The organism is Cupriavidus sp. GW821-FHT07C08 (genome assembly GCF_059419025.1).
The window spans coordinates 24,891-43,687 of sequence record NZ_JBWKQZ010000048.1 but is presented as its reverse complement, the minus strand read 5'-3'; the positions used below and the strand labels follow the sequence as shown (position 1 = coordinate 43,687).

The 18,797-nt window shown below is 67.0% G+C and carries 17 protein-coding genes and 1 tRNA gene; 10 read left to right on the top strand and 8 right to left on the bottom strand.

Annotated elements, in window-relative coordinates; translation table 11 throughout:
- The 4 genes from AC07UK_RS36780 to AC07UK_RS36765 form a co-directional block, all read right to left on the bottom strand.
- A partial coding sequence (locus tag AC07UK_RS36780) for a universal stress protein (RefSeq protein WP_494687987.1) occupies nt 1-200 on the bottom strand: 200 nt, incomplete at its 3' end.
- Between the two features lie 51 nt (nt 201-251).
- Nucleotides 252-1,364: a polyphosphate kinase 2 gene (ppk2, locus tag AC07UK_RS36775; RefSeq protein ID WP_436221238.1), complete on the bottom strand. Its 1,113-nt coding sequence runs from the start codon at nt 1,362-1,364 to the stop codon at nt 252-254.
- A gap of 13 nt (nt 1,365-1,377) precedes the next feature.
- The gene (locus AC07UK_RS36770) at nt 1,378-1,593 is read right to left on the bottom strand and encodes an HP1242/YdcH family protein (RefSeq protein WP_010808971.1); all 216 of its coding nucleotides are present in this window, start codon (nt 1,591-1,593) and stop codon (nt 1,378-1,380) included.
- 223 nt (nt 1,594-1,816) lie between these two features.
- Nucleotides 1,817-2,635 carry an inositol monophosphatase family protein gene (locus tag AC07UK_RS36765; protein WP_035825162.1) on the bottom strand — a complete coding sequence of 273 codons (819 nt, stop codon included), beginning with the start codon at nt 2,633-2,635 and terminating at the stop codon, nt 1,817-1,819.
- A 191-nt stretch (nt 2,636-2,826) separates the two neighbouring features.
- Here AC07UK_RS36765 and AC07UK_RS36760 point away from each other — a divergent pair, with 191 nt between their 5' ends.
- On the top strand, nt 2,827-3,657 hold the full coding sequence (locus tag AC07UK_RS36760; RefSeq protein WP_494687988.1) for an RNA methyltransferase: 831 nt from the start codon (nt 2,827-2,829) through the stop codon (nt 3,655-3,657).
- Nucleotides 3,658-3,962: 305 nt separating this feature from the next.
- The gene (gene cysE / locus AC07UK_RS36755; protein ID WP_436221241.1) at nt 3,963-4,706 is read left to right on the top strand and encodes a serine O-acetyltransferase; all 744 of its coding nucleotides are present in this window, start codon (nt 3,963-3,965) and stop codon (nt 4,704-4,706) included.
- Nucleotides 4,707-4,736: 30 nt separating this feature from the next.
- Here cysE and AC07UK_RS36750 read toward each other — a convergent pair whose 3' ends face one another.
- The 4 genes from AC07UK_RS36750 to AC07UK_RS36735 all read right to left on the bottom strand — a co-directional run bounded on the left by AC07UK_RS36750 (nt 4,737) and on the right by AC07UK_RS36735 (nt 7,500).
- Nucleotides 4,737-5,534, bottom strand: coding sequence for a UDP-2,3-diacylglucosamine diphosphatase (locus AC07UK_RS36750; protein WP_436221242.1), 798 nt, complete (start codon nt 5,532-5,534; stop codon nt 4,737-4,739).
- 66 nt (nt 5,535-5,600) lie between these two features.
- Nucleotides 5,601-6,101, bottom strand: a complete 501-nt coding sequence (locus AC07UK_RS36745; RefSeq protein ID WP_340521180.1) for a peptidylprolyl isomerase — start codon at nt 6,099-6,101, stop codon at nt 5,601-5,603.
- 23 nt (nt 6,102-6,124) lie between these two features.
- Nucleotides 6,125-6,709 (bottom strand): peptidylprolyl isomerase, encoded by a 585-nt coding sequence (locus AC07UK_RS36740; protein ID WP_316149024.1) that lies wholly within the window; start codon nt 6,707-6,709, stop codon nt 6,125-6,127.
- A gap of 71 nt (nt 6,710-6,780) precedes the next feature.
- Nucleotides 6,781-7,500, bottom strand: a complete 720-nt coding sequence (locus AC07UK_RS36735; RefSeq protein WP_436221244.1) for a tetratricopeptide repeat protein — start codon at nt 7,498-7,500, stop codon at nt 6,781-6,783.
- Nucleotides 7,501-7,784: 284 nt separating this feature from the next.
- Here AC07UK_RS36735 and cysS point away from each other — a divergent pair, with 284 nt between their 5' ends.
- The 8 genes from cysS (at nt 7,785) to AC07UK_RS36695 (ending at nt 18,769) form a co-directional block, all read left to right on the top strand.
- A complete protein-coding gene (gene cysS / locus AC07UK_RS36730; protein WP_436221245.1) occupies nt 7,785-9,173 on the top strand; it encodes a cysteine--tRNA ligase in 1,389 nt (462 codons plus the stop codon).
- Complete coding sequence (locus AC07UK_RS36725; RefSeq protein ID WP_436221246.1) at nt 9,170-10,009, top strand: DNA-3-methyladenine glycosylase family protein; 840 nt, start codon at nt 9,170-9,172, stop codon at nt 10,007-10,009. The genes cysS and AC07UK_RS36725 overlap by 4 nt, the downstream gene beginning before the upstream one ends.
- Before the next feature lie 115 nt (nt 10,010-10,124).
- Nucleotides 10,125-11,096 (top strand): acetyl-CoA carboxylase carboxyltransferase subunit alpha, encoded by a 972-nt coding sequence (locus AC07UK_RS36720; protein ID WP_035825182.1) that lies wholly within the window; start codon nt 10,125-10,127, stop codon nt 11,094-11,096.
- Nucleotides 11,062-12,513 carry a tRNA lysidine(34) synthetase TilS gene (tilS, locus tag AC07UK_RS36715; protein WP_436221247.1) on the top strand — a complete coding sequence of 484 codons (1,452 nt, stop codon included), beginning with the start codon at nt 11,062-11,064 and terminating at the stop codon, nt 12,511-12,513. The genes AC07UK_RS36720 and tilS overlap by 35 nt, the downstream gene beginning before the upstream one ends.
- 123 nt (nt 12,514-12,636) lie before the next feature.
- A complete protein-coding gene (locus tag AC07UK_RS36710; protein ID WP_436221248.1) occupies nt 12,637-13,887 on the top strand; it encodes an aspartate kinase in 1,251 nt (416 codons plus the stop codon).
- Between the two features lie 129 nt (nt 13,888-14,016).
- Nucleotides 14,017-14,110 (top strand) — tRNA-Ser (locus AC07UK_RS36705).
- Nucleotides 14,111-14,618: 508 nt separating this feature from the next.
- Entirely contained in the window at nt 14,619-17,993 is a 3,375-nt protein-coding gene (locus AC07UK_RS36700) for a bifunctional diguanylate cyclase/phosphodiesterase (protein ID WP_436221249.1), read from the top strand.
- A 71-nt stretch (nt 17,994-18,064) separates the two neighbouring features.
- Nucleotides 18,065-18,769, top strand: coding sequence for a glycine-rich domain-containing protein (locus AC07UK_RS36695; RefSeq protein ID WP_494693914.1), 705 nt, complete (start codon nt 18,065-18,067; stop codon nt 18,767-18,769).
- Nucleotides 18,770-18,797 lie beyond the last annotated feature (28 nt).

The following is an 18,797-nucleotide window of genomic DNA, read 5'->3' as shown; positions in this document are numbered from 1 at the left end:
TGAAACCGGCCTCGGCGAAACAGGAAGTCAGCTTTGTTCCTGCTTGAGCAGGAATGAGCAAGTCTGACGGAACGGTAGGTCTCCACGCACATGTAGGGCGTCAGGCGCGCCGCGGCGGTGCGGGCAAACTGGATGGCGGCGGACACGGCCATGTGGGACAGCTCGGAACCGTCGACGGGCAGCAGGATGTGCTTGAACATAGGGGCCTCGGTAAAGGGAAAACGGAAGAAATGCGGGAGTAGGGGGCGAGTTCAGTTGGCCAGCGCGCGTCCCACGATCAGCGGATCGGGCTGCCCGATGGCGGTGGTGTCCCGGTTGCCGTAGGGGAAGCGCGACAGGATGGAGCGCAGCGCATTGAGGCGCGCGCGCTTCTTGCAGTCCGAGCGGATTACGGTCCACGGCGCATCGGCGGTGTCGGTGTGGGCGAACATTGCCTCCTTGGCCTCGGTGTAGTCGTCCCATTTGTCCAGCGAGGCAACGTCGACCGGGCTCAGCTTCCATTGCTTGAGCGGGTGGATCTCGCGCTCGCGAAAGCGCCGGCGCTGTTCCTTTTGGCTGACCGAGAACCAGAACTTGAACAGGTGGATGCCGCTGCGCACCAGATGCCGCTCGAAGTCCGGCGCCTGCTGCAGGAAGTCCTGGTATTCGCGCTGCGAGCAGAAGCCCATCACGTGCTCCACGCCGGCGCGGTTGTACCAGGAGCGGTCGAACAGCACGATCTCGCCGGCCGACGGCAGGTGCTGCACATAGCGCTGGAAGTACCATTGCCCGCGCTCGGCCTCGGTGGGTTTTTCCAGCGCAACCACGCGCGCGCCGCGCGGGTTCATGTGTTCCATGAAGCGTTTGATGTTGCCGCCCTTGCCGGCGGCGTCGCGGCCTTCGAACACGATCACCACGCGCTGGCCGGTCTCGCGCACCCAGGCCTGGAACTTGAGCAGCTCCACCTGCAGGCGGTACTTCTGCTTCTCGTAATTGCGCCGCGACATCAGGTTCTGGTACGGGTACGCGCCTTCGCGCCAGCCCGCGGACAGCTCGTCGTCCGGATGGCGCTTGCGGCCGGCCTGCCACGTGGCGGGATCGCCTTCGAGGATCAGGCTGCGCAACTGCGCGGCCTCGTCGGGCGCCAGGCCGTCAAGCAGCGTGCGCATGGCGTCGAGCATGTCGGCGCCGTGGCCGGCGCGGCTGGCCAGGATGTCCTGCATGCTGCTGGCCGCCAGCTGCACCGCGGCGTCGACGGCGCTGTCGACTTCATTGCGCTGGGCTGAAAGCGGCGAGTTGGTTGGCAGCACGTCGCCCCTGGCCGTGGCGCGGGCACGTGGCGGGGTGGTGGTGTGGGAGGACGGGATGGTGTCGCGATCGGTCATCTGCGGTCCTCCGTCAGGCTGCGGTGTTGCGCAGGATCGCGTAGAGCTGGTCCTTGAGCAGGAGCTTCTCTTTCTTCAGCCGCTCGATCTCGAAGGTGGAGGCCGGCACCAGCCCCGACTCCATGTTGTGGATTTCCTGGTCCAGCGCGTTGTGGCGGTGGAACAGGCGCGCGAAGCGGGCGTCCTGCGTCTTCAGGGTGGTGATCTGGTCGCGGTATTCGGGAAACATGCTGGCTCTCCTGCTGGATCCGCGCGCACGGGGCGTGGCGCATGGTTTCATTTTGGGGAGGGCAGGGTGGGGCGGCCTTGACGAGGATCATGGCCGTCTGGGGAATGAGAAAGGTCTGCAGTGCAGGGCGCAGCGGCGGGCGGGGCGCACCATGCAAAACGCCCGCCGGGGTGCGGCGGGCGTCGGGGTATGGCTGATCTGGCCGTCAGGCCATGTGCCGGTATCAGGCGGCGGGCTTGGCGTTGTCCAGCGAGAACGGCGACAGCAGGCGCACCATCTGGGCGAACGCCTTGGGGTTGCCGGCCAGCACTTCGCCCTGTTCCATCTGGCGCGGCTCGCCGGCGTAGTTGCCGACCAGGCCGCCCGATTCGGTGATCAGCAGCATGCCTGCAGCCATGTCCCACGGCTGCAGGCCGCGCTCGAAGAAGCCGTCCAGGCGGCCGCAGGCCACATAGGCCAGGTCCAGCGCGGCGGCGCCCGGGCGGCGCAGGCCGGCGCAGCTGCGCGTCATCAGCGCGAACAATTCCATGTATTCGTCCAGGCCTTCCAGATCGCGGAACGGGAAGCCGGTGCCGATCAGGCAGTCGGCCAGCTTGTCGCGGCGCGTGACGCGGATGCGGCGGTTGTTCAGGAAGGCGCCGGCGCCCTTGCTGGCGGTGAACAGCTCGTCGCGGGTCGGGTCGTAGACCACGGCCTGCACGGGCGTGCCGCGGTGCAGCTGGGCGATCGAGACCGCGTATTGCGGGAAGCCGTGGATGAAGTTGGTGGTGCCGTCCAGCGGGTCGATGACCCAGGTGTACTCGTGGGAGTCTTCGCCCTCGGCCCAGGACTGGCCGGATTCTTCCGCTAGAATGCCGTGTTCCGGGTAGGCCGTGCGCAGGATCTCGATGACCGCGGCTTCGGCGGCGCGGTCCACCTCGGTGACAAAATCGTTGTGTTGCTTGCGCGAGACGCGCACCAGATCGACGTCGAGCGACGCGCGGTTGATGATGGATCCCGCCTTGCGGGCCGCCTTGATGGCGATATTGAGCATCGGATGCATGAATCTCTCCAGGCCGGCCACGACGACGCGGCGGGGCGCAAAAGCGCCGCACGCCCGCTCATGGGCAGCTGACAACACAACGGATTGTAGAAGAACGTCGGGCGTCGCCGGTTCTGCTGCAAATGTGTCGCGAGAGTCTCGCGAGCAAGCAAAAACCTGGCGCCGCGCCAAAGAAGAACCCCGAATTGTATATGAACCCGGCAATTGATACGAGCCAGCCCGCTGCCGATGGCAACAGCGGCGACACCGGCGGCGACGCCTTCGGCCGCGTGCGCTTCGTGCTGGTCGAAACCAGCCACCCGGGCAACGTGGGCTCGGTGGCGCGCGCGGTCAAGACCATGGGCTTCGGCAGCCTGGTGCTGGTCTCGCCACGCGAGCCGGATGTGCTGCGGCACCCCGACGCCATCGCCATGGCCAGCGGCGCCGACGATGTGCTGGCGGGCGCGCTCATCGTCGACCAGATCGACGCGGCGCTGGCCGGCGCCGCGCTGACCGTGGCAATGACCGCGCGCCACCGCGAATTCGGCCCGCCGCGGCTGCTGCCGCGCGCGGCCGCGGAACGCGCGCGCCAGACGCTGTCCGGCAGCGGCGGCGTTGCCTTCGTGTTCGGCAACGAGCGCTATGGCCTGCCCAATGAAGTGGTCGAGCGCTGCAGCGCCGTCACCCATATCCCCGCCAATCCCGCCTATACCTCGCTCAACCTGGCGCAGGCGGTGCAGCTCATCGCCTACGAGATGCGGCTGGCGCTGCTGGAGGCGGCCCCGGACGCCGGCGCCAATATCGGCTATGCTGGTGAGCCGGCCACGGCCGAGCAGGTCGAGGCCATGTTCGGCCATCTGCAGACGGGCCTGGAGGCAATCGGCTTTCTCGATCCGTCCAACCCGCGCAGGCTGATGACCCGGCTGCGCCGGCTGCTGGCACGCAGCGGCCTGGAGCGCGAGGAAGTGAATATCCTGCGCGGCATCGCCAAGCATATGCTGATCGCCGCGCAGAACCAGCCGGGCCCGAACAAGGACCGGTGACAGGAGCAAGGACAGTGGCAGCAAACCGGAGCGATTCGATGCAGGGCGATGCAGGCACGCGCGGCAAGCGCGCGTGCTGTCGTCCCGCGGCTGCGGGTTTGCGCAGGCCCGGGCGATGTTGATCGCAGCATCGCCGCAATGTCCCTGACGGATCAGGGGCCAAACACCGGTACCCCAAGCGGGCCCGGCAAATCACTTACACTCCCTGATCCCGTCCCCACCGGCCACTGACCTCGCCGGCGACCCTGCCCCGGGCACCAGCCCGCGTGGCGCGGCGCACGGCGCGGCAACACGACACGACCAAGATGTTCTCTCGCCTGAAGGAAGATATCGACACCATCATGCTGCGCGATCCCGCCGCGCGCAGCCGCCTGGAAGTGCTGACCTGCTACCCCGGCCTGCATGCCGTGGTGTTCCACCGCTTTGCGCATGGATGCTGGAACGCGGGCTTGCACTGGCTGGGGCGCTGGATCTCGCACTGGGCGCGGTTTTTGACCGGCATCGAAATCCATCCGGCGGTCAGGCTGGGCCGGCGCGTATTCATCGACCACGGCATGGGCGTGGTGATCGGCGAGACCGCCGAGATCGGCGATGACTGCACCATCTACCAGGGCGTGACGCTGGGCGGCACCTCGCTGTACAAGGGCCAGAAGCGGCACCCCACGCTGGGCGCCAACGTGGTGGTGAGCGCGGGCGCCAAGGTGCTGGGCGGATTCGTGGTGGGCGACGGCGCGCGTGTGGGCTCCAACGCGGTGGTGCTCAAGCCGGTGCCGCCGGGCGCGACCGCCGTGGGCATCCCGGCCCGCATCATCCTGCCGGATGCGCCATCGGCGCAGCAGGGTGCCAAGCAGGAGTTCTCGGCCTACGGCATCACGCCCAATGCGGACGATCCGGTGTCGCTGGCGCTCAAGAGCCTGATCGACAATGCGGGGCGCCAGCACGACCGCATCGAGGCGGTGCTGGCCGCGCTCGACCGGCTTGGCGAACACCTGGAGAACACGCCGAACGATCCCTTCGATGCGAGCGAACTGCGCAGGCTGATGAAGTGAGCGGGGAAGGGACTGGGCGGGCGCTGCCGCTCAGTCCGTCTGCGGCAACAGGCGGAAGCCGTCGCGATCCAGTTGCAGCACCGCGGCGCGCGGATGGGCGCCGTCCAGGTCCCAGTCAGTGAGCACCCAGCGCACGCCGGCGGCGTCTTCATGCCGTGCCGGGCGGTGCGTGTGTCCATGCACCAGCAGCGATGCACCGGCGGCGCCGAGCAACTCGGCCGCGGCGGCGGGCGCCACATCCCCATAGATCACCGGTACGGACGCCCCTGCGCTCAACTGCCTGGCGCGATTGCCTTCACTGTCTGCCCGCAGCTTGCGGGCGATCGACAGACGCGCGCTCAGCGGCAGCGCCAGGAACACGCGTTGCACCCAGCCCTTGCGGGTCCAGCGGCGGAAGCGGTTATAGCGTTCGTCGTCGATGCACAGCATGTCGCCGTGGCTCAGCACCACGCGCTGGCCGGCACAGTGGATCACGGTGGGGTCGGGCAGCAGGCTGGCACCGGCCGCGCTGGCGAAGCGCTTGCCCAGCAGGAAGTCCCGGTTGCCGTGCATCAGGTACACGGCCACGCCGCGCGCGGCCAGTGCGCGCAGGGCGCCGGTCACGCGTTGCGCGAAGGGCGAGTCGGTTTCTTCGTCGCCGATCCAGAATTCAAAGAAGTCGCCCAGGATGAACAGCGTGCGCGCGTGCAGCGCGGCGCGCTCGAGCGTGCGCTCGAAGGCCGCCAGCGTGCGGGGCATGCCGGGCGTCAGGTGCAGGTCTGAAATGAACCACGCCGGCGCCTGTGCCTCGAAGGGACCGGCCACCGGCGTGTGGGGGATTGCGGTCATGCGCGGTGTCGGAGGGGGAATGCCGGCACGTGGATGCGCGCGGAACCGCAATCGGCAGGCATCGGCTTACTCGACGATGACGGCCTTCTCGATCACCACGTCTTCCAGCGGCACGTCCTGGTGGAAGCCCGAGCTGCCGGTGCGCACGGCCTTGATCTGGTCGACCACGTCGGTGCCTTCCACCACCTTGCCGAACACGGCATAGCCGAAGCCCTGCGGCGTGGGCGACGAGAAGTTCAGGAAGTCGTTGTCGACCACGTTGATGAAGAACTGCGCGGTGGCCGAGTGCGGGGCGTTGGTGCGCGCCATGGCCACGGTGTAGCGGTCATTCTTCAGGCCGTTGCCGGCTTCGTTCTCGATCGGGGCGTCGGTGCCCTTTTGCTTCATGCCGGGCTCGAAGCCGCCGCCCTGGACCATGAAGTTCTTGATCACGCGGTGGAAGATGGTGTTGTCGTAGTGGCCCTTGCGCACGTACGACAGGAAGTTCTCGACCGACTTCGGGGCCTTTTCGGCGTCGAGTTCAATGGTGATGACACCCTGGTTGGTGTGGAGCTGGACCTTGGACATGGGATTTCCTCTGTTCGGTAATGTTATTTGACGACGGTGGCCGACTCGATCACGATCGGCGCGGCCGGCACATTGCGCATGGGGCCGTAGGCCGTGGTCGGCACGCTCTTGATCTTGTCGATCGTCTCCATGCCTTCCACCACCTTGCCGAAGACTGCGTAGCCGTTGCCGTCCGGCTGCGGGTAGTCGAGATTGGAATTATCCACCACATTGACGAAGAACTGCGCGGTGGCCGAGTTGGGGTCGCTGGTGCGTGCCATGGCCACCGTGCCGGCCTTGTTCTTCAGGCCGCCGCGGGCTTCCAGCGGGATCGGCGCACGGGTGGGCTTTTCCTTCATGTCGCGGTCAAAGCCGCCGCCCTGCACCATGAAGCCATTGATCACGCGATGGAAGATGGTGCCACTGTAGAAGCCGCTCTTCACATATTCCAGGAAGTTCGCGACGGTCTTGGGCGCGGCCTCGGGGTAGAGCTCGATGGTGAACTTGCCGGCACTGGTGACGAACTGGACGCGCTCGGCGGCCTTTTGCTGCGCCAGCGCGCTGAACGAGGACAGTGCCAGGGCGCCTGCGGTCAGGCCGGCCAGGACGATGCGACGGGAACGGATCATGTAGGTACTCCGGTAAGTCTGGATGCACATGGTCCGGGCATGCGGCGCCCGGGCCTTGGGATGGGTGGCCGTCAGTTGGCGGCGGGGGCGCTGGCAGGTGCCTGGCGCTGCGCTGGCGTCGCCTTGCGGCCAGTGCCAGCGGGCGCTGCCGGTTTGGCCGGCGCCGCCGGCGACGCGGCATCAGGGTTCAGCTGGCGCAGGCCGGCGTTGGCGCGGGCATCGCCCGGATTGCGGCGCAGCGCTTCGGTGTAGGCCTGCTCGGCCAGGCGGCGGTAGACGTCGCCGAGGTTGGTGTAGCCAATGGCAAAACCCGGCTTGACTTCGGTGGCCAGCAGCAACTCGGTCTCGGCGCGCTTCAGGTCGCCGCGCTTGGCGTAGAGCAGCGCCAGGTTGTTGTGGGGCTCGGGCAGTTCCGGGAAGTCCTGCGCCATCTCGGCAAAGGCCTGGATGGCGGCGTCCTCGCGGCCGGACTGGGCCAGGGCCCAGGCGCGCTGGAAGCGTGCCTGCGCATTGCGCGGGTTGGCGGCCAGCACGCGGTCGAAGCCCTTGATGGCTTCGTCGTAGCGGCGCGCGTTGGCGGCCTGCTGGGCCTCGCTCATGCCAGGGTCGGTCGACTGGATGCCGCCGACCGGCGCCGTCGGCGCGGCCAGCGACAACGGGCCGTTCTGCGCGTAGGCAGGGGCCGCCAGCGCGGCGGCCAGGGCCAGCAGGGGCAGTACGGCGCGATGGCCGCGTCGGCGCGCGGGGGCGGCGAACATGGCAGAAGACGGGGAGGGCAGCGGCAGGCTCATTGAGGACAGGTCCGTTATACTCCGCGGCATTCTAGCAAAGCGGCAAGTCCGGCACGAAGGGCGATGCCATCGGGGCGGCAGGCGCGGCATCTCGCGCGACGCTGGCGGCGCCGTGCCGGAGGCAACCAGCGCACCGCCTTCCGGTAAGATATGGGGCGCGACGGAAATGCGCCAGTGGCCGCGTTGCCGCCGGCGGCCTGCCAGGCGCCGGGCAACCGGCGCCACGGCCCGCGCTGCCTGCTGTGCGAACCCCGGCAGTCTCCTCTCACCACTCACTTCGTTTCATGCAGCTTCTGAACATCTACAACACGCTCGCGCGTGAGAAACAGCCATTCGTGCCAATCGAACCCGGCAAGGTCCGCATGTATGTGTGCGGCATGACGGTGTACGACTACTGCCACGTTGGCCACGCTCGCGTGATGGTGGTGTTCGACATGGTGCACCGCTGGCTGCGTGCCGCCGGCTACGAGGTGACGTATGTGCAGAACATCACCGACATCGACGACAAAATCATCCGCCGCGCGGCCGAGAACGGCGAGACCATTGGCGAGCTGACCACGCGCTTTATCCAGTACATGCACGAGGATGCCGCCGCGCTGGGCGTGATCCGCCCTGACCACGAGCCGCGCGCCACCGACTACGTGCCGCAGATGCTTGACATGATCGGCAAGCTGGAAGCCAGGGGCCTGGCCTACCAGGCCAGCGACGGCGACGTGAACTATTCGGTGCGCAAGTTCGACGGCTACGGCAAGCTCTCGGGCAAGTCGCTGGAAGACCTGCGCGCCGGCGAGCGCGTCAGCGCCAACGACGCCAAGCAGGACCCGCTCGACTTCGTGCTGTGGAAGTCCGCCAAGGCCAGCGAGCCGCCCGAGAGCAAGTGGGACTCGAAGTGGGGCGCCGGCCGCCCGGGCTGGCACATTGAATGCTCCGCCATGAGCTGCACGCTGCTGGGCGAGCATTTCGACATCCATGGCGGCGGGGCTGACCTGCAGTTCCCGCACCACGAGAACGAGATTGCGCAGTCTGAAGGCGCCAGCGGCAAGCCCTTCGTCAACATGTGGATGCACAACGGATTCGTGCGCATCAACGACGAAAAAATGTCCAAGTCGCTTGGCAATTTCTTCACCATCCGCGAGGTCCTGAAGTCGTACGACGCCGAGGTCGTGCGCTTCTTTATCCTGCGCGCGCACTACCGCAGCCCGCTGAACTACAGCGACGCGCACCTGGACGATGCGCGCCACGCCCTGACACGCCTGTACACGGCGCTCAAGGACAGCCAGCCGGGCGGCTGCGCGGTGGACTGGGACGAGCCGCACGCCAGGCGCTTTGCCGAGGCCATGGGCGACGACTTCAACACGCCGATCGCGATGTCGGTGCTGTTCGACCTGGCCAGCGAGATCAACCGCACCGGCTCGACCGCGGGAGCGCGCCAGCTCAAGGCGCTGGCGGGCACGCTGGGCCTGCTCGAGCGCGATCCGCATACCTTCCTGCAAGGCGGCAGGTCCGACGACGGCATCTCGCCGGAACAGATCGAGACCCTGATCGCCGCGCGCAAGACCGCCAAGGTTGAGCGCAACTTTGCCGAAGCGGACCGCATCCGCGCGCAACTGCTGGAAGCGGGCATCGTGCTGGAAGACAAGCCGGGCGGTGCCACCGAGTGGAGGCGTGCTTGAACGCTGCCGCGCGCAAGCCCGCCACCGCCACGCCGCCGGCCACGCCTCCCGCTACGAGGGCCCGGGCGAAGGCAGCCGGTCCGCGCCCGGGCAAGGCTGGCGCCAGCGAGGCGCCGCTGCCTGACGGCAAGGACACGGCCAGGAGCACGCGCAACGCCAAGGCCGTGCTGCCCGAGGCGGATGCGGTGCCGCTGCCGGTCGAAACCGTCATCGATGCGGTGCGCCCCGCCTACTGGGACGAAGCCTGCGCCGACCTGATGAAGCGCGACCGCATCCTGCGCAAGATGATCCCCACCTACGGCCCGGCGCACCTGGTGTCGCGCGGCGATCCGTTCGTCACGCTGGCGCGCGCGGTGGTGGGCCAGCAGATTTCGGTCAAGGCGGCGCAATCGGTGTGGGAGCGGCTGCATGCGCTCTGCCCCAAGCTGACCCCGGCACAGTTCCTGCGCGCCGGTCCCGAGAAGCTGGCAGGCTGCGGCCTGTCCAAGCGCAAGGGGGAATACCTGATCGACCTGGCCGACCACTTCAAGGCGGGCATGGTGCATGTCGCCGAATGGGCGCAGATGGACGACGAAGCCGTGATCGCGGAGTTGACGCAGATTCGCGGCATCGGCCGCTGGACCGCGGAGATGTTCCTGATGTTCAACCTGATGCGGCCCAACGTGTTGCCGCTGGACGATATCGGCCTGATCAATGCGATCTCCGCCAACTATTTCAGCGGCGAACCCGTTACCCGCAGCGAGGCGCGCGAAGTTGCGGCCAACTGGGAGCCGTGGCGAACCGTGGCCACGTGGTATATGTGGCGCAGTCTCGACCCGTTGCCAGTGACGTATTAGGCATCGCAGCAAGAAAATTTAGTGGCAGGTGCAGTCCGGGCTATCTGGCAGGCGCTAAGATAGCGACCAAATTCCGGTAGAATGCGCCCCTTCACAGACAGGTACGTGTGATTTTATGAAAACCACCTTCCTGGATTTTGAGCAGCCCATTGCCGAACTTGAGGCAAAGATCGAAGAACTGCGCTTTGTGCAGGACGATTCGGCTGTTGATATTTCCGAAGAGATTTCGCGGCTGGCCGGCAAGAGCCAGCAGCTGACCAAAGACATCTACGCCAACCTGACCCCGTGGCAGGTTGCGCAAATCGCCCGCCACCCCCAGCGTCCCTATACGCTGGACTACGTGCGCGAGATCTTTACTGATTTCCACGAGCTGCACGGCGACCGCACCTTTGCCGACGATCTTTCGATCATCGGCGGCCTGGCGCGCTTCAACGGCCAGGCGTGCATGGTCATCGGCCACCAGAAGGGCCGTGACACGAAAGAGCGCGCCCTGCGCAATTTCGGCATGCCCAAGCCCGAGGGCTACCGCAAGGCCAAGCGCCTGATGGAGCTGGCGGACAAGTTCGGCCTGCCGATCTTCACCTTCGTCGACACCCCGGGCGCATTCCCCGGCATCGATGCCGAAGAGCGCGGCCAGTCAGAGGCTATCGGCCATAACTTGTACGTGATGGCCGGCCTTAAGGTGCCCCTGATCGCCACCATCATCGGTGAAGGCGGTTCGGGCGGCGCGCTGGCGATTGCCGTGGGCGACGTGGTGCAGATGCTGCAGTTCGCCACCTACGCGGTGATCTCGCCGGAAGGCTGCGCCTCGATCCTGTGGAAGACCGCCGAGAAGGCACCGGAAGCCGCCGAGGCGCTGGGCCTGACCGCGCACCGCCTGAAGGCGCTGGGCCTGATCGACAAGATCGTGAGCGAGCCGCTGGGCGGCGCGCACCGTGACTACAAGGGCATGGCGGCGATGCTCAAGCGCTCGCTGGCCGAGTCGCTGCGCCAGTTCCAGGGCATGAGCGTGAAGGAGCTGCAGGCCCGCCGCTACGAGCGCCTGCTCGCCTATGGCAAGTTCAAGGAAACCGGCACCCAGGACTGACCCGTCCGCCCGGCTGACCGACAAGGTCGCACAGGCCCTACAGGCCGGTGCGGCCTTTGTTGTTTCTGGTGGCGGCGCGGGCGCGGCGACGATCGCGGTGGCCCTGTCGGGCGGTCGCGATTCAGTCGCGCTGCTGCATGCCGCCCGTGCGGCCGCGGCGGAGTGGGGCGTTGGCGCGCGCGTGGTGGCGCTGCATGTCCATCACGGCCTGCAGGCGGATGCCGACGACTGGGACCGCTTCTGCGCAGCGCTGTGCGCGCAGTGGCAGGTCGGCTATTTCGTGCGGCGGGTATCGGTGCAGCCCGAAGCGGGAGAGGGCGTGGAAGCGGCCGCGCGCCGCGCGCGCTATGCCGCGCTGGCGGCGATGTGCGCCGACAGCGGCGCGCGCCTGCTGCTGTTTGCCCACCACCAGGACGACCAGGTCGAGACCGTGCTGCTGCGGCTGTTCCGCGGTGCCGGCGTGGCCGGCATGGCTGGCATGCCAGCGCTGCGCCCGCTGGACGAGCGCAGCGGCGTGACGCTGCTGCGCCCCTGGCTGGATGTGGCCCGCGCCGAGATCGAGGCCTATTGCGCGGCCAACGCACTGCAATGGGTCGACGACCCGTCCAATGCCGATGACCGCTATGCGCGCAATGCCTTGCGCGCGCACCTGCCGGCGCTGGTGGCGGCCTTTCCGGCGTTGCCGGTCAACGTGGTGCAGGCGGCCGCGCATTTCGCCCAGGCAGGCGCACTGATCGACGAACTGGCAGCCGCCTCGCTGGCGGCGCTGGCACGCCCCGGCCGCGATGCCGACACGCTTTCCGAACTCGATCTGGCAGGGCTGCGCGCCTTGCCCGTGGCACATGCCGATGCCGTGCTGCGCTTCTGGCTGCGCGACCTCGGCGTGCGCGCGCCGTCCACCGCTCGGCTGGCGGCGATGCGCGAGCAACTGGTCACCCACGCTGGCGGCGAGCCCGCGATCGCGCATGAGGGGCTGGTCCTGCGCCGTTTCCGCGACCGCGTGCTGGCCTGCACGCCGCCACCGATCGCTGCACCGGCACCCGTGACGCTGGACTGGCGCGGCGAGGCCCGTATCGTCGTGCCCGCCTGGCGCGGCGAACTCCATTTCTTCCGCGATGACACCTTCGGCGTGCCTGAAGCGGTGCTGCGCCAGCCCTTACACCTGGCTGGCCGCAGCGGCGGCGAGCGGATCGTGCTGCGCCCGGGCGGCCCGGCCCGGGCCCTGAAGCAAGCCTGCCAGGAAGCCGACATCCCGGCCTGGCGCCGCGCCTGGCTGCCGCTGCTGTGGTCTGGTGATACGCTGGTACTGGCCGCCGGCCTGGGCATGCACCGCCGCTGGCCGGACGCCGCGGCGGCGCCGCGCTGGCGCGTGGAATGGCATCCGCGGCCGCCGGCAGTGGCGATGCCGCCGCACTGAAGCCCCCGGATCGGCGCCGGCATCACTTCCGATCTGCAGCCGGAACCCCGCTCCCGCCTTGCCTGACTGGGCTTGTTCGTGTATTTTCAAGGGCTTTGCACAATCGCTGGCGTCGACAAGAAGATGGCTCTCATCGTTCACAAATACGGCGGCACTTCGATGGGTTCCTCGGAACGCATCAAGAATGTCGCCAAGCGCGTGGCCAAGTGGCACCGCGCCGGTCACCGCGTAGTCGTGGTGCCTTCGGCCATGTCGGGCGAGACCAATCGCCTGCTGGGACTCGCCAAGGAAATTTCGCCGCAGCCCAATCCGCGTGAACTGGACATGCTCGCCTCGACCGGCGAACAGGCCAGCGTGGCGCTGCTGGCCATCGCGCTGCACGGCGAGGACATCGACGCGGTCAGCTACACCGGCTGGCAAGTGCCGGTGAAGACCGACTCGGCCTATACCAAGGCCCGTATCGAGTCGATCGACGACGAGCGCATCCTGGCCGACCTCGACGCCGGGCGCGTGGTCGTGATCACCGGCTTCCAGGGCATCGACGACGACGGCAACATCACCACGCTGGGCCGTGGCGGCTCGGACACCTCGGCCGTGGCCATTGCCGCCGCCATCGAGGCCGACGAGTGCCTGATCTACACCGACGTCGACGGCGTGTACACCACCGACCCGCGCGTGGTCGAAGACGCCCGCCGCCTGGACCAGATCACCTTCGAAGAAATGCTGGAAATGGCCAGCCTCGGCTCCAAGGTGCTGCAGATCCGCTCCGTGGAGTTCGCCGGCAAGTACCGCGTGAAGACCCGCGTGCTGTCGTCGCTGACCGACCCGCTTATGCCGCTCGAGCAGGAAATGCACTCGGGCACGCTGATCACTTTTGAGGAAGACTCCACCATGGAAGCAGCCGTCATCTCCGGCATCGCCTTTGCCCGTGACGAAGCCAAGATCACCGTTCTGGGCGTGCCGGACAAGCCGGGCATCGCCTACCAGATCCTGGGCCCGGTCGCCGACGCCAACATCGACGTCGACATGATCATCCAGAACCAGTCCGTCGACGGCAAGACCGATTTCACCTTCACCGTGCCGCGCGGCGACTACCAGCGCGCGCTGGCCATCCTGAACGACGGCGTGAAGTCGCACATCGGCGCCGGCAGCGTGTCGGGCGACCCGAAGGTGTCGAAGGTGTCGGTGGTGGGCGTGGGCATGCGCTCGCACGTGGGCATCGCCAGCAAGATGTTCCGCACCCTCTCGGAAGAGGGCATCAACATCCAGATGATCTCCACCTCGGAAATCAAGATCTCGGTGCTGATCGACGAGAAGTACATGGAACTGGCCGTGCGCGCGCTGCACAAGGCCTTCGAACTGGAACAGGCCTGATCCGTTCGTGAACACTTCTGGCGGGGCCGCGATTTTTGTGTTGAGTGATCGATTTTTCGTTGACCAACACGTGTGGCGCCGCTAGAATACGCGCTTCGTTGTGTGGCTCCCTCACACAACGCAAGTTTGGGAGACGTGGCCGAGAGGTCGAAGGCACTCCCCTGCTAAGGGAGCATCCGGGCCAAAACCTGGATCGAGGGTTCGAATCCCTCCGTCTCCGCCAGCAATGGCGGCGAACCCCGGAAGATCGCGGTCTTCCGGGGTTTTGTTTTTTGCGGATCCGGATTTCTACTGTCCGAGCAGATACCCGCCACTTCTCTGCTGCTGCCCGTGTCGTTGCATGGGGCAGCGCCAACGATTCTCCCTCGAAGACCTTATTGCAATCCGGCGACGAGAGTGCGCCAGATTCTGCAGATACTCCCCTCAAGGCCGTTGATCTGATTTCGCAGTCAACGGCAAGCGCTTGCCTGGATAACTCGCGAATTCAGTGTTTACGCTTGCGGCGACTTTCTGCTAATTCACTGCCCCACAACACTGCCACCCCACTTAAGTTGGGTGTTTACGCCGCGATATTCAGGGCCCGTTTTTCCCCGCTTGTTATAGATTGTTAAGACATATAAGAGGCTGGATTCCGAATAGGACCCTAGCCAATAAGTGCACTATTAGCATCAGTCGTTGGTGACGGCCGCTCAGCCGCATGGCTGCCATCGACATCCGGGGGGAAAACAATCTTGCGCCAGACGCTTGCGCGCGCGCTGCGCCCGCTTGGACGCCTTGGGTCGCGCACCATCACCGCGGGCACCTTGCTGCTTGGCGTGATGACGACGGCTGTCGTCTATGCGTTCTGCACCGACCTGCTGGAAAAGGACGTCCGCCTGCGTTTCGAGAACGATACCGGCGACGTGATCCAGCAGATCGATACACGGATCCGCCTCTATACCGATGTACTCGTGACCATGCAGGCGCTGTTCGGCGCCAGCGACCATGTCTCGCGCGGCGAGTTTCGCGATTTCGTCAGCGGCTTGAACCTGCCGCAGCGCTATCCCGGTTTCCAGACGCTGAACTACGCGCCGTACGTGCCGGCGGCCGAGATCGACGCCTTTGTCGCCCGGCAGCGCAGCGATCCGATCCTGCGCGAGGCGGGCGTGACGTTCAACGTGCGGCCCCCCGGCCGGCGGCCGGGCCATTTCGTGCTGACCTATGTCGAGCCGCTCGACATCAACCTGGCGTCGATCGGCATCGACATGGGCGCCGAGCCTCGGCGCCTGGCCGCGCTTGAACGCGCGCGCGATACCGGGCAGTCAGTCAGCAGCGGGCGCCTGATCTTCAGCGAGGCAAAGAACCCGCATGTGGGCATCGCCCTGCGCCTGCCGGTGTACCGCAAGGTGCCCGACCTGGATTCCGTGGAAGCGCGCCGACGCGCCTATGTCGGCTCGGTTGGCGCGGGGATCCGGGTGGATGACCTGCTGAAGGACCTGGTCAGCAATGAGAACCTGCGCCGGATCCGGTTCCGCGTGCATGACGCCGGAGACTTCGCCGAGGCGGCGGTCCCGTCCTCCGCCGCCAACCTGCTCTATGACAGCCTGACCGGCCTGGCGGTCGGGGAGCGCAGCCGGGTCGCTGGCGGCAGCGCCGTCCACGCCAGTGCCGCGCGTGGCGCGACGGCACTGGCGGACGGCCAGGCGGCCCCGGGCCAGCATGACCTGGTCAAGAGCGTGGTGCGGAATTTCGGCGGACGGCGCTGGGTGATCGCGTTTGCTGCCGATGCCAAGGCCATCAGTGGTCCCCAGCGCTACCTGCCGGCGCTGGTGGTGGTTTCCGGCCTGATCATCAGCGTGCTGCTGGGGTGGCTGGCCTATGCGCTGTCGAGTTCGCGGGCGCGCGCCGTGGCCGTGGCCGACCAGATGACGCACAGCCTGCGCGACAGCCAGGCCGCGCTGGCCGAGGCGCAGCAGATTGCCCGCCTGGGCGACTGGCGCATCGACCTGGACAAGGACATCGCGCATTTTTCCCGGGAAATGGCGCGCCTGCTGGGCTTGCGCGGCGACAAACCGACTCCGGAAGCGCTGTTCCAGGCGATCGACGCCGGCCATCGCGCCGTGCTGCAGGAAAGGATGCGGGTAGCCCTGCAGGATCGCCAGCCGTTCGAGTTCGAGTGCCCCTACCATTCGCGGCGCGGGCGGCGGGGCTGGCTGCACCTGATCGGCCACGCGCATGGGGCGGCGGACAGCGCCGTGCTGCGGGGCACCGCGCAGGACATCAGCCAGCGCAAGTCCGCCGAGCAGGCCAGGATGCAGGAACACCAGATTGCCCTGCACCTGGCCACCGCCACCAGCGAAACCGAGGTGCTGGAGGAGATTGTCCACACGCTGCTCGAAGGCATGGACTGGGAGGCGGGTGCCTTCTGGCCGGGCGATGACAGCCAGGGGCTGAAGCTGCCACCGGTCTACCTGGCCCGCGTCAAGGCGCTGCAGCCCTGGTTCGCCGAGCGCCCCGCAGGGCCGGCCGTCGCTGCGGTCTTGCCGGCGCCGCAATGGTATGCAAGCCGCAGCGCGATGGCCCGGCATCCGCAAGCCAGGTGGCTCGACGCGGGCGGCATCCGTACGGTGTTCGCCTTCCCGCTGAGCAGGGGTCACGTGACGCTCGGCGTGGTCGAACTCTATTCGCGCAGCAAGCGCAGCCCCGATACGCATGCGCTCGCGATGGCGGGCGGCATTGCCAATCAGACCGGGCACTTCCTGCTGCGGCGCCAGGCCGAGGAGAACCTGCGCTTCCTCGCCAATCACGATGCCCTCACCGGCCTGCCCAACCGCCTCATGTTCAAGGCCGAGTTCGAGCAGGCGCTGACCCGTGCCCGCGCCAGCGGCCAGGCCCTGCATGTCATTTTCGTGGACCTGGACGAGTTCAAGGTCGTGAACGACACGATTGGCCACAACGCCGGCGACATCGTGCTGCGCGAGATGGCCGACCGGTTGCGCGGGAGTCTGGAGGAGGTGGAGCTGATCACCCGCTTCGGCGGCGATGAATTCGTCGTGCTGCTGGACCCCAAGGGCGATTCGACGCTCCTGGAGCGGACCATCGCCAGGATCCAGGCTGCGCTCGCGCCAGGCTTCGTCGTCAACGAGTCGGAGCTGCGCATGACGGCAAGTATCGGCATCAGCTCCTTCCCCGAGGACGGCAGCGACTGGCAGACCCTGCTCAAGCATGCCGACCTGGCCATGTATGGTGCCAAGCAGCTCGGCAAGAACGGCTACCAGTTCTACTGCCGGGGCATGAGCGCGTCCCTGCAGCGGCGCATCGACATGGAATCGCACCTGCACCGCGCGCTCGAGCAGAACGAGTTCATCCTCTACTACCAGCCGCGCATTGCGCTCGCGTCGGGAGCGTGCACGGCGGTCGAGGCACTGATCCGCTGGCGCCACCCGGAACTGGGCCTGGTCATGCCCGGAGATTTCATTCCCTTCGCGGAGCAGAGCGGCGCCATTGTCGAGATCGGCGCCTGGGCGCTGCGCGAAGCGTGCCGGCAGAATGCCGCATGGCGCGCGCAGGGGCTGCCGCCGGTGCGTGTTTCAGTCAATCTTTCGGCACGGCAGTTTGCCGACAAGTCGCTCAGGCTGACCATTATCGATGCCCTGCGGCAAGCGGCGCTGCCTGGCAACCTGCTGGAGCTGGAGCTTACCGAAAGCATGATCATGCGCGATGCTGAACAGGCTTCCAGCTGGCTCTCGCGCCTGAAGCGCACCGGCGTTCGACTGGCGATCGACGACTTCGGCACCGGCTATTCCTCACTTGCCTACCTGAGCCGCTTCCCGATCGATACGGTCAAGATCGACCGTAGCTTCGTCCGCTACGTACCGGAAAGCCGCAGCGACACGCAGATTACCAGCGCGGTGATCGGGCTCGGCCACCGGCTCGGCCTGGAAGTGGTCGCCGAAGGCGTGGAGAACGAGGCGCAACTCGAATTCCTGCGCCGCGAAGGCTGCGACGAGGTGCAGGGCTACTACTTCAGCCATCCGCTGCCGCCGGCGAAGATCACTGCCTTCCTCGCCAGCCGCATGGAGAACGGCCCCGCTATCGAGCACGGGCCGCAACCACTGCGCGCCTGACTGCCGGCAATCCGGCGCGCGCTTATGCAAGTCCAATAAAAGGCAGTCAAATAAAAATGGGAGCATGAATCATGCAGGTCCGTACTATTGAAATCATGTGGCAGGCCATCGACGCCCTGGACTTTTCCAGGATGAAGGCCAAGCTGCTGCACCAGAAGCATGCGCACTGGTCGCCAGAATCGCTGGAGCAGGCGGAGAGCGGCTACCGGCAATTCCTCAAGCTGGCGGCGAAGCATCCGGACACGCCCGCCGTCCCCAGCGAGCAGGTGGATGCCTTCTGGCATGCCCACATCCTGGACACCAGGCGCTATGCCAGCGACTGCGAGCGCATCTTCGGCTATGTCCTTCACCATGACCCCTACGTTGGCATCGACGGCCCGGAGGATGAGGCCCGCCTCCTGCAAATGGCCGCGGCGAGCGATGCGCTGAGCATGCGCGAATTCGGCAGCCCGCTGACGTCTGCCGCATATTGTGCCCGGGCAGCAGCTGACGAGGCCGCGTACTGTGCGCGCATGGCGAAGGCGGAGGAACCAGCGTACTGCGCGCGCATGGCGAAGGCGGAGGAACCAGCGTACTGCGCGCGCATGGCGAAGGCGGAGGAGCCCGCGTACTGTGCACGGATGGCCAAGGCGGAGGAGCCGGCGTACTGCGCACGCGTGGCCAAGGCGGGGAAACCGGCGTACTGCGCACGCATGGCCAAGGCGGACGATCCCGCGTACTGCGCCCGCATGGCCAAGGCCGGCGAACTGGCTTCGCCCCAGGCCACGGCCTGCTGAAGGCCTGGCATTCGTGGCCGGGCGGGTG

Coding starts and splice junctions, on each gene's coding strand:
- ppk2 (WP_436221238.1), bottom strand. CDS start 1,364: ATGACCGATCGCGACACCATCCCGTCCTCCCACACCACCACCCCGCCA.
- AC07UK_RS36770 (WP_010808971.1), bottom strand. CDS start 1,593: ATGTTTCCCGAATACCGCGACCAGATCACCACCCTGAAGACGCAGGAC.
- AC07UK_RS36765 (WP_035825162.1), bottom strand. CDS start 2,635: ATGCATCCGATGCTCAATATCGCCATCAAGGCGGCCCGCAAGGCGGGA.
- AC07UK_RS36760 (WP_494687988.1), top strand. CDS start 2,827: ATGAACCCGGCAATTGATACGAGCCAGCCCGCTGCCGATGGCAACAGC.
- cysE (WP_436221241.1), top strand. CDS start 3,963: ATGTTCTCTCGCCTGAAGGAAGATATCGACACCATCATGCTGCGCGAT.
- AC07UK_RS36750 (WP_436221242.1), bottom strand. CDS start 5,534: ATGACCGCAATCCCCCACACGCCGGTGGCCGGTCCCTTCGAGGCACAG.
- AC07UK_RS36745 (WP_340521180.1), bottom strand. CDS start 6,101: ATGTCCAAGGTCCAGCTCCACACCAACCAGGGTGTCATCACCATTGAA.
- AC07UK_RS36740 (WP_316149024.1), bottom strand. CDS start 6,709: ATGATCCGTTCCCGTCGCATCGTCCTGGCCGGCCTGACCGCAGGCGCC.
- AC07UK_RS36735 (WP_436221244.1), bottom strand. CDS start 7,500: ATGAGCCTGCCGCTGCCCTCCCCGTCTTCTGCCATGTTCGCCGCCCCC.
- cysS (WP_436221245.1), top strand. CDS start 7,785: ATGCAGCTTCTGAACATCTACAACACGCTCGCGCGTGAGAAACAGCCA.
- AC07UK_RS36720 (WP_035825182.1), top strand. CDS start 10,125: ATGAAAACCACCTTCCTGGATTTTGAGCAGCCCATTGCCGAACTTGAG.
- tilS (WP_436221247.1), top strand. CDS start 11,062: ATGGCAAGTTCAAGGAAACCGGCACCCAGGACTGACCCGTCCGCCCGG.
- AC07UK_RS36710 (WP_436221248.1), top strand. CDS start 12,637: ATGGCTCTCATCGTTCACAAATACGGCGGCACTTCGATGGGTTCCTCG.
- AC07UK_RS36695 (WP_494693914.1), top strand. CDS start 18,065: ATGCAGGTCCGTACTATTGAAATCATGTGGCAGGCCATCGACGCCCTG.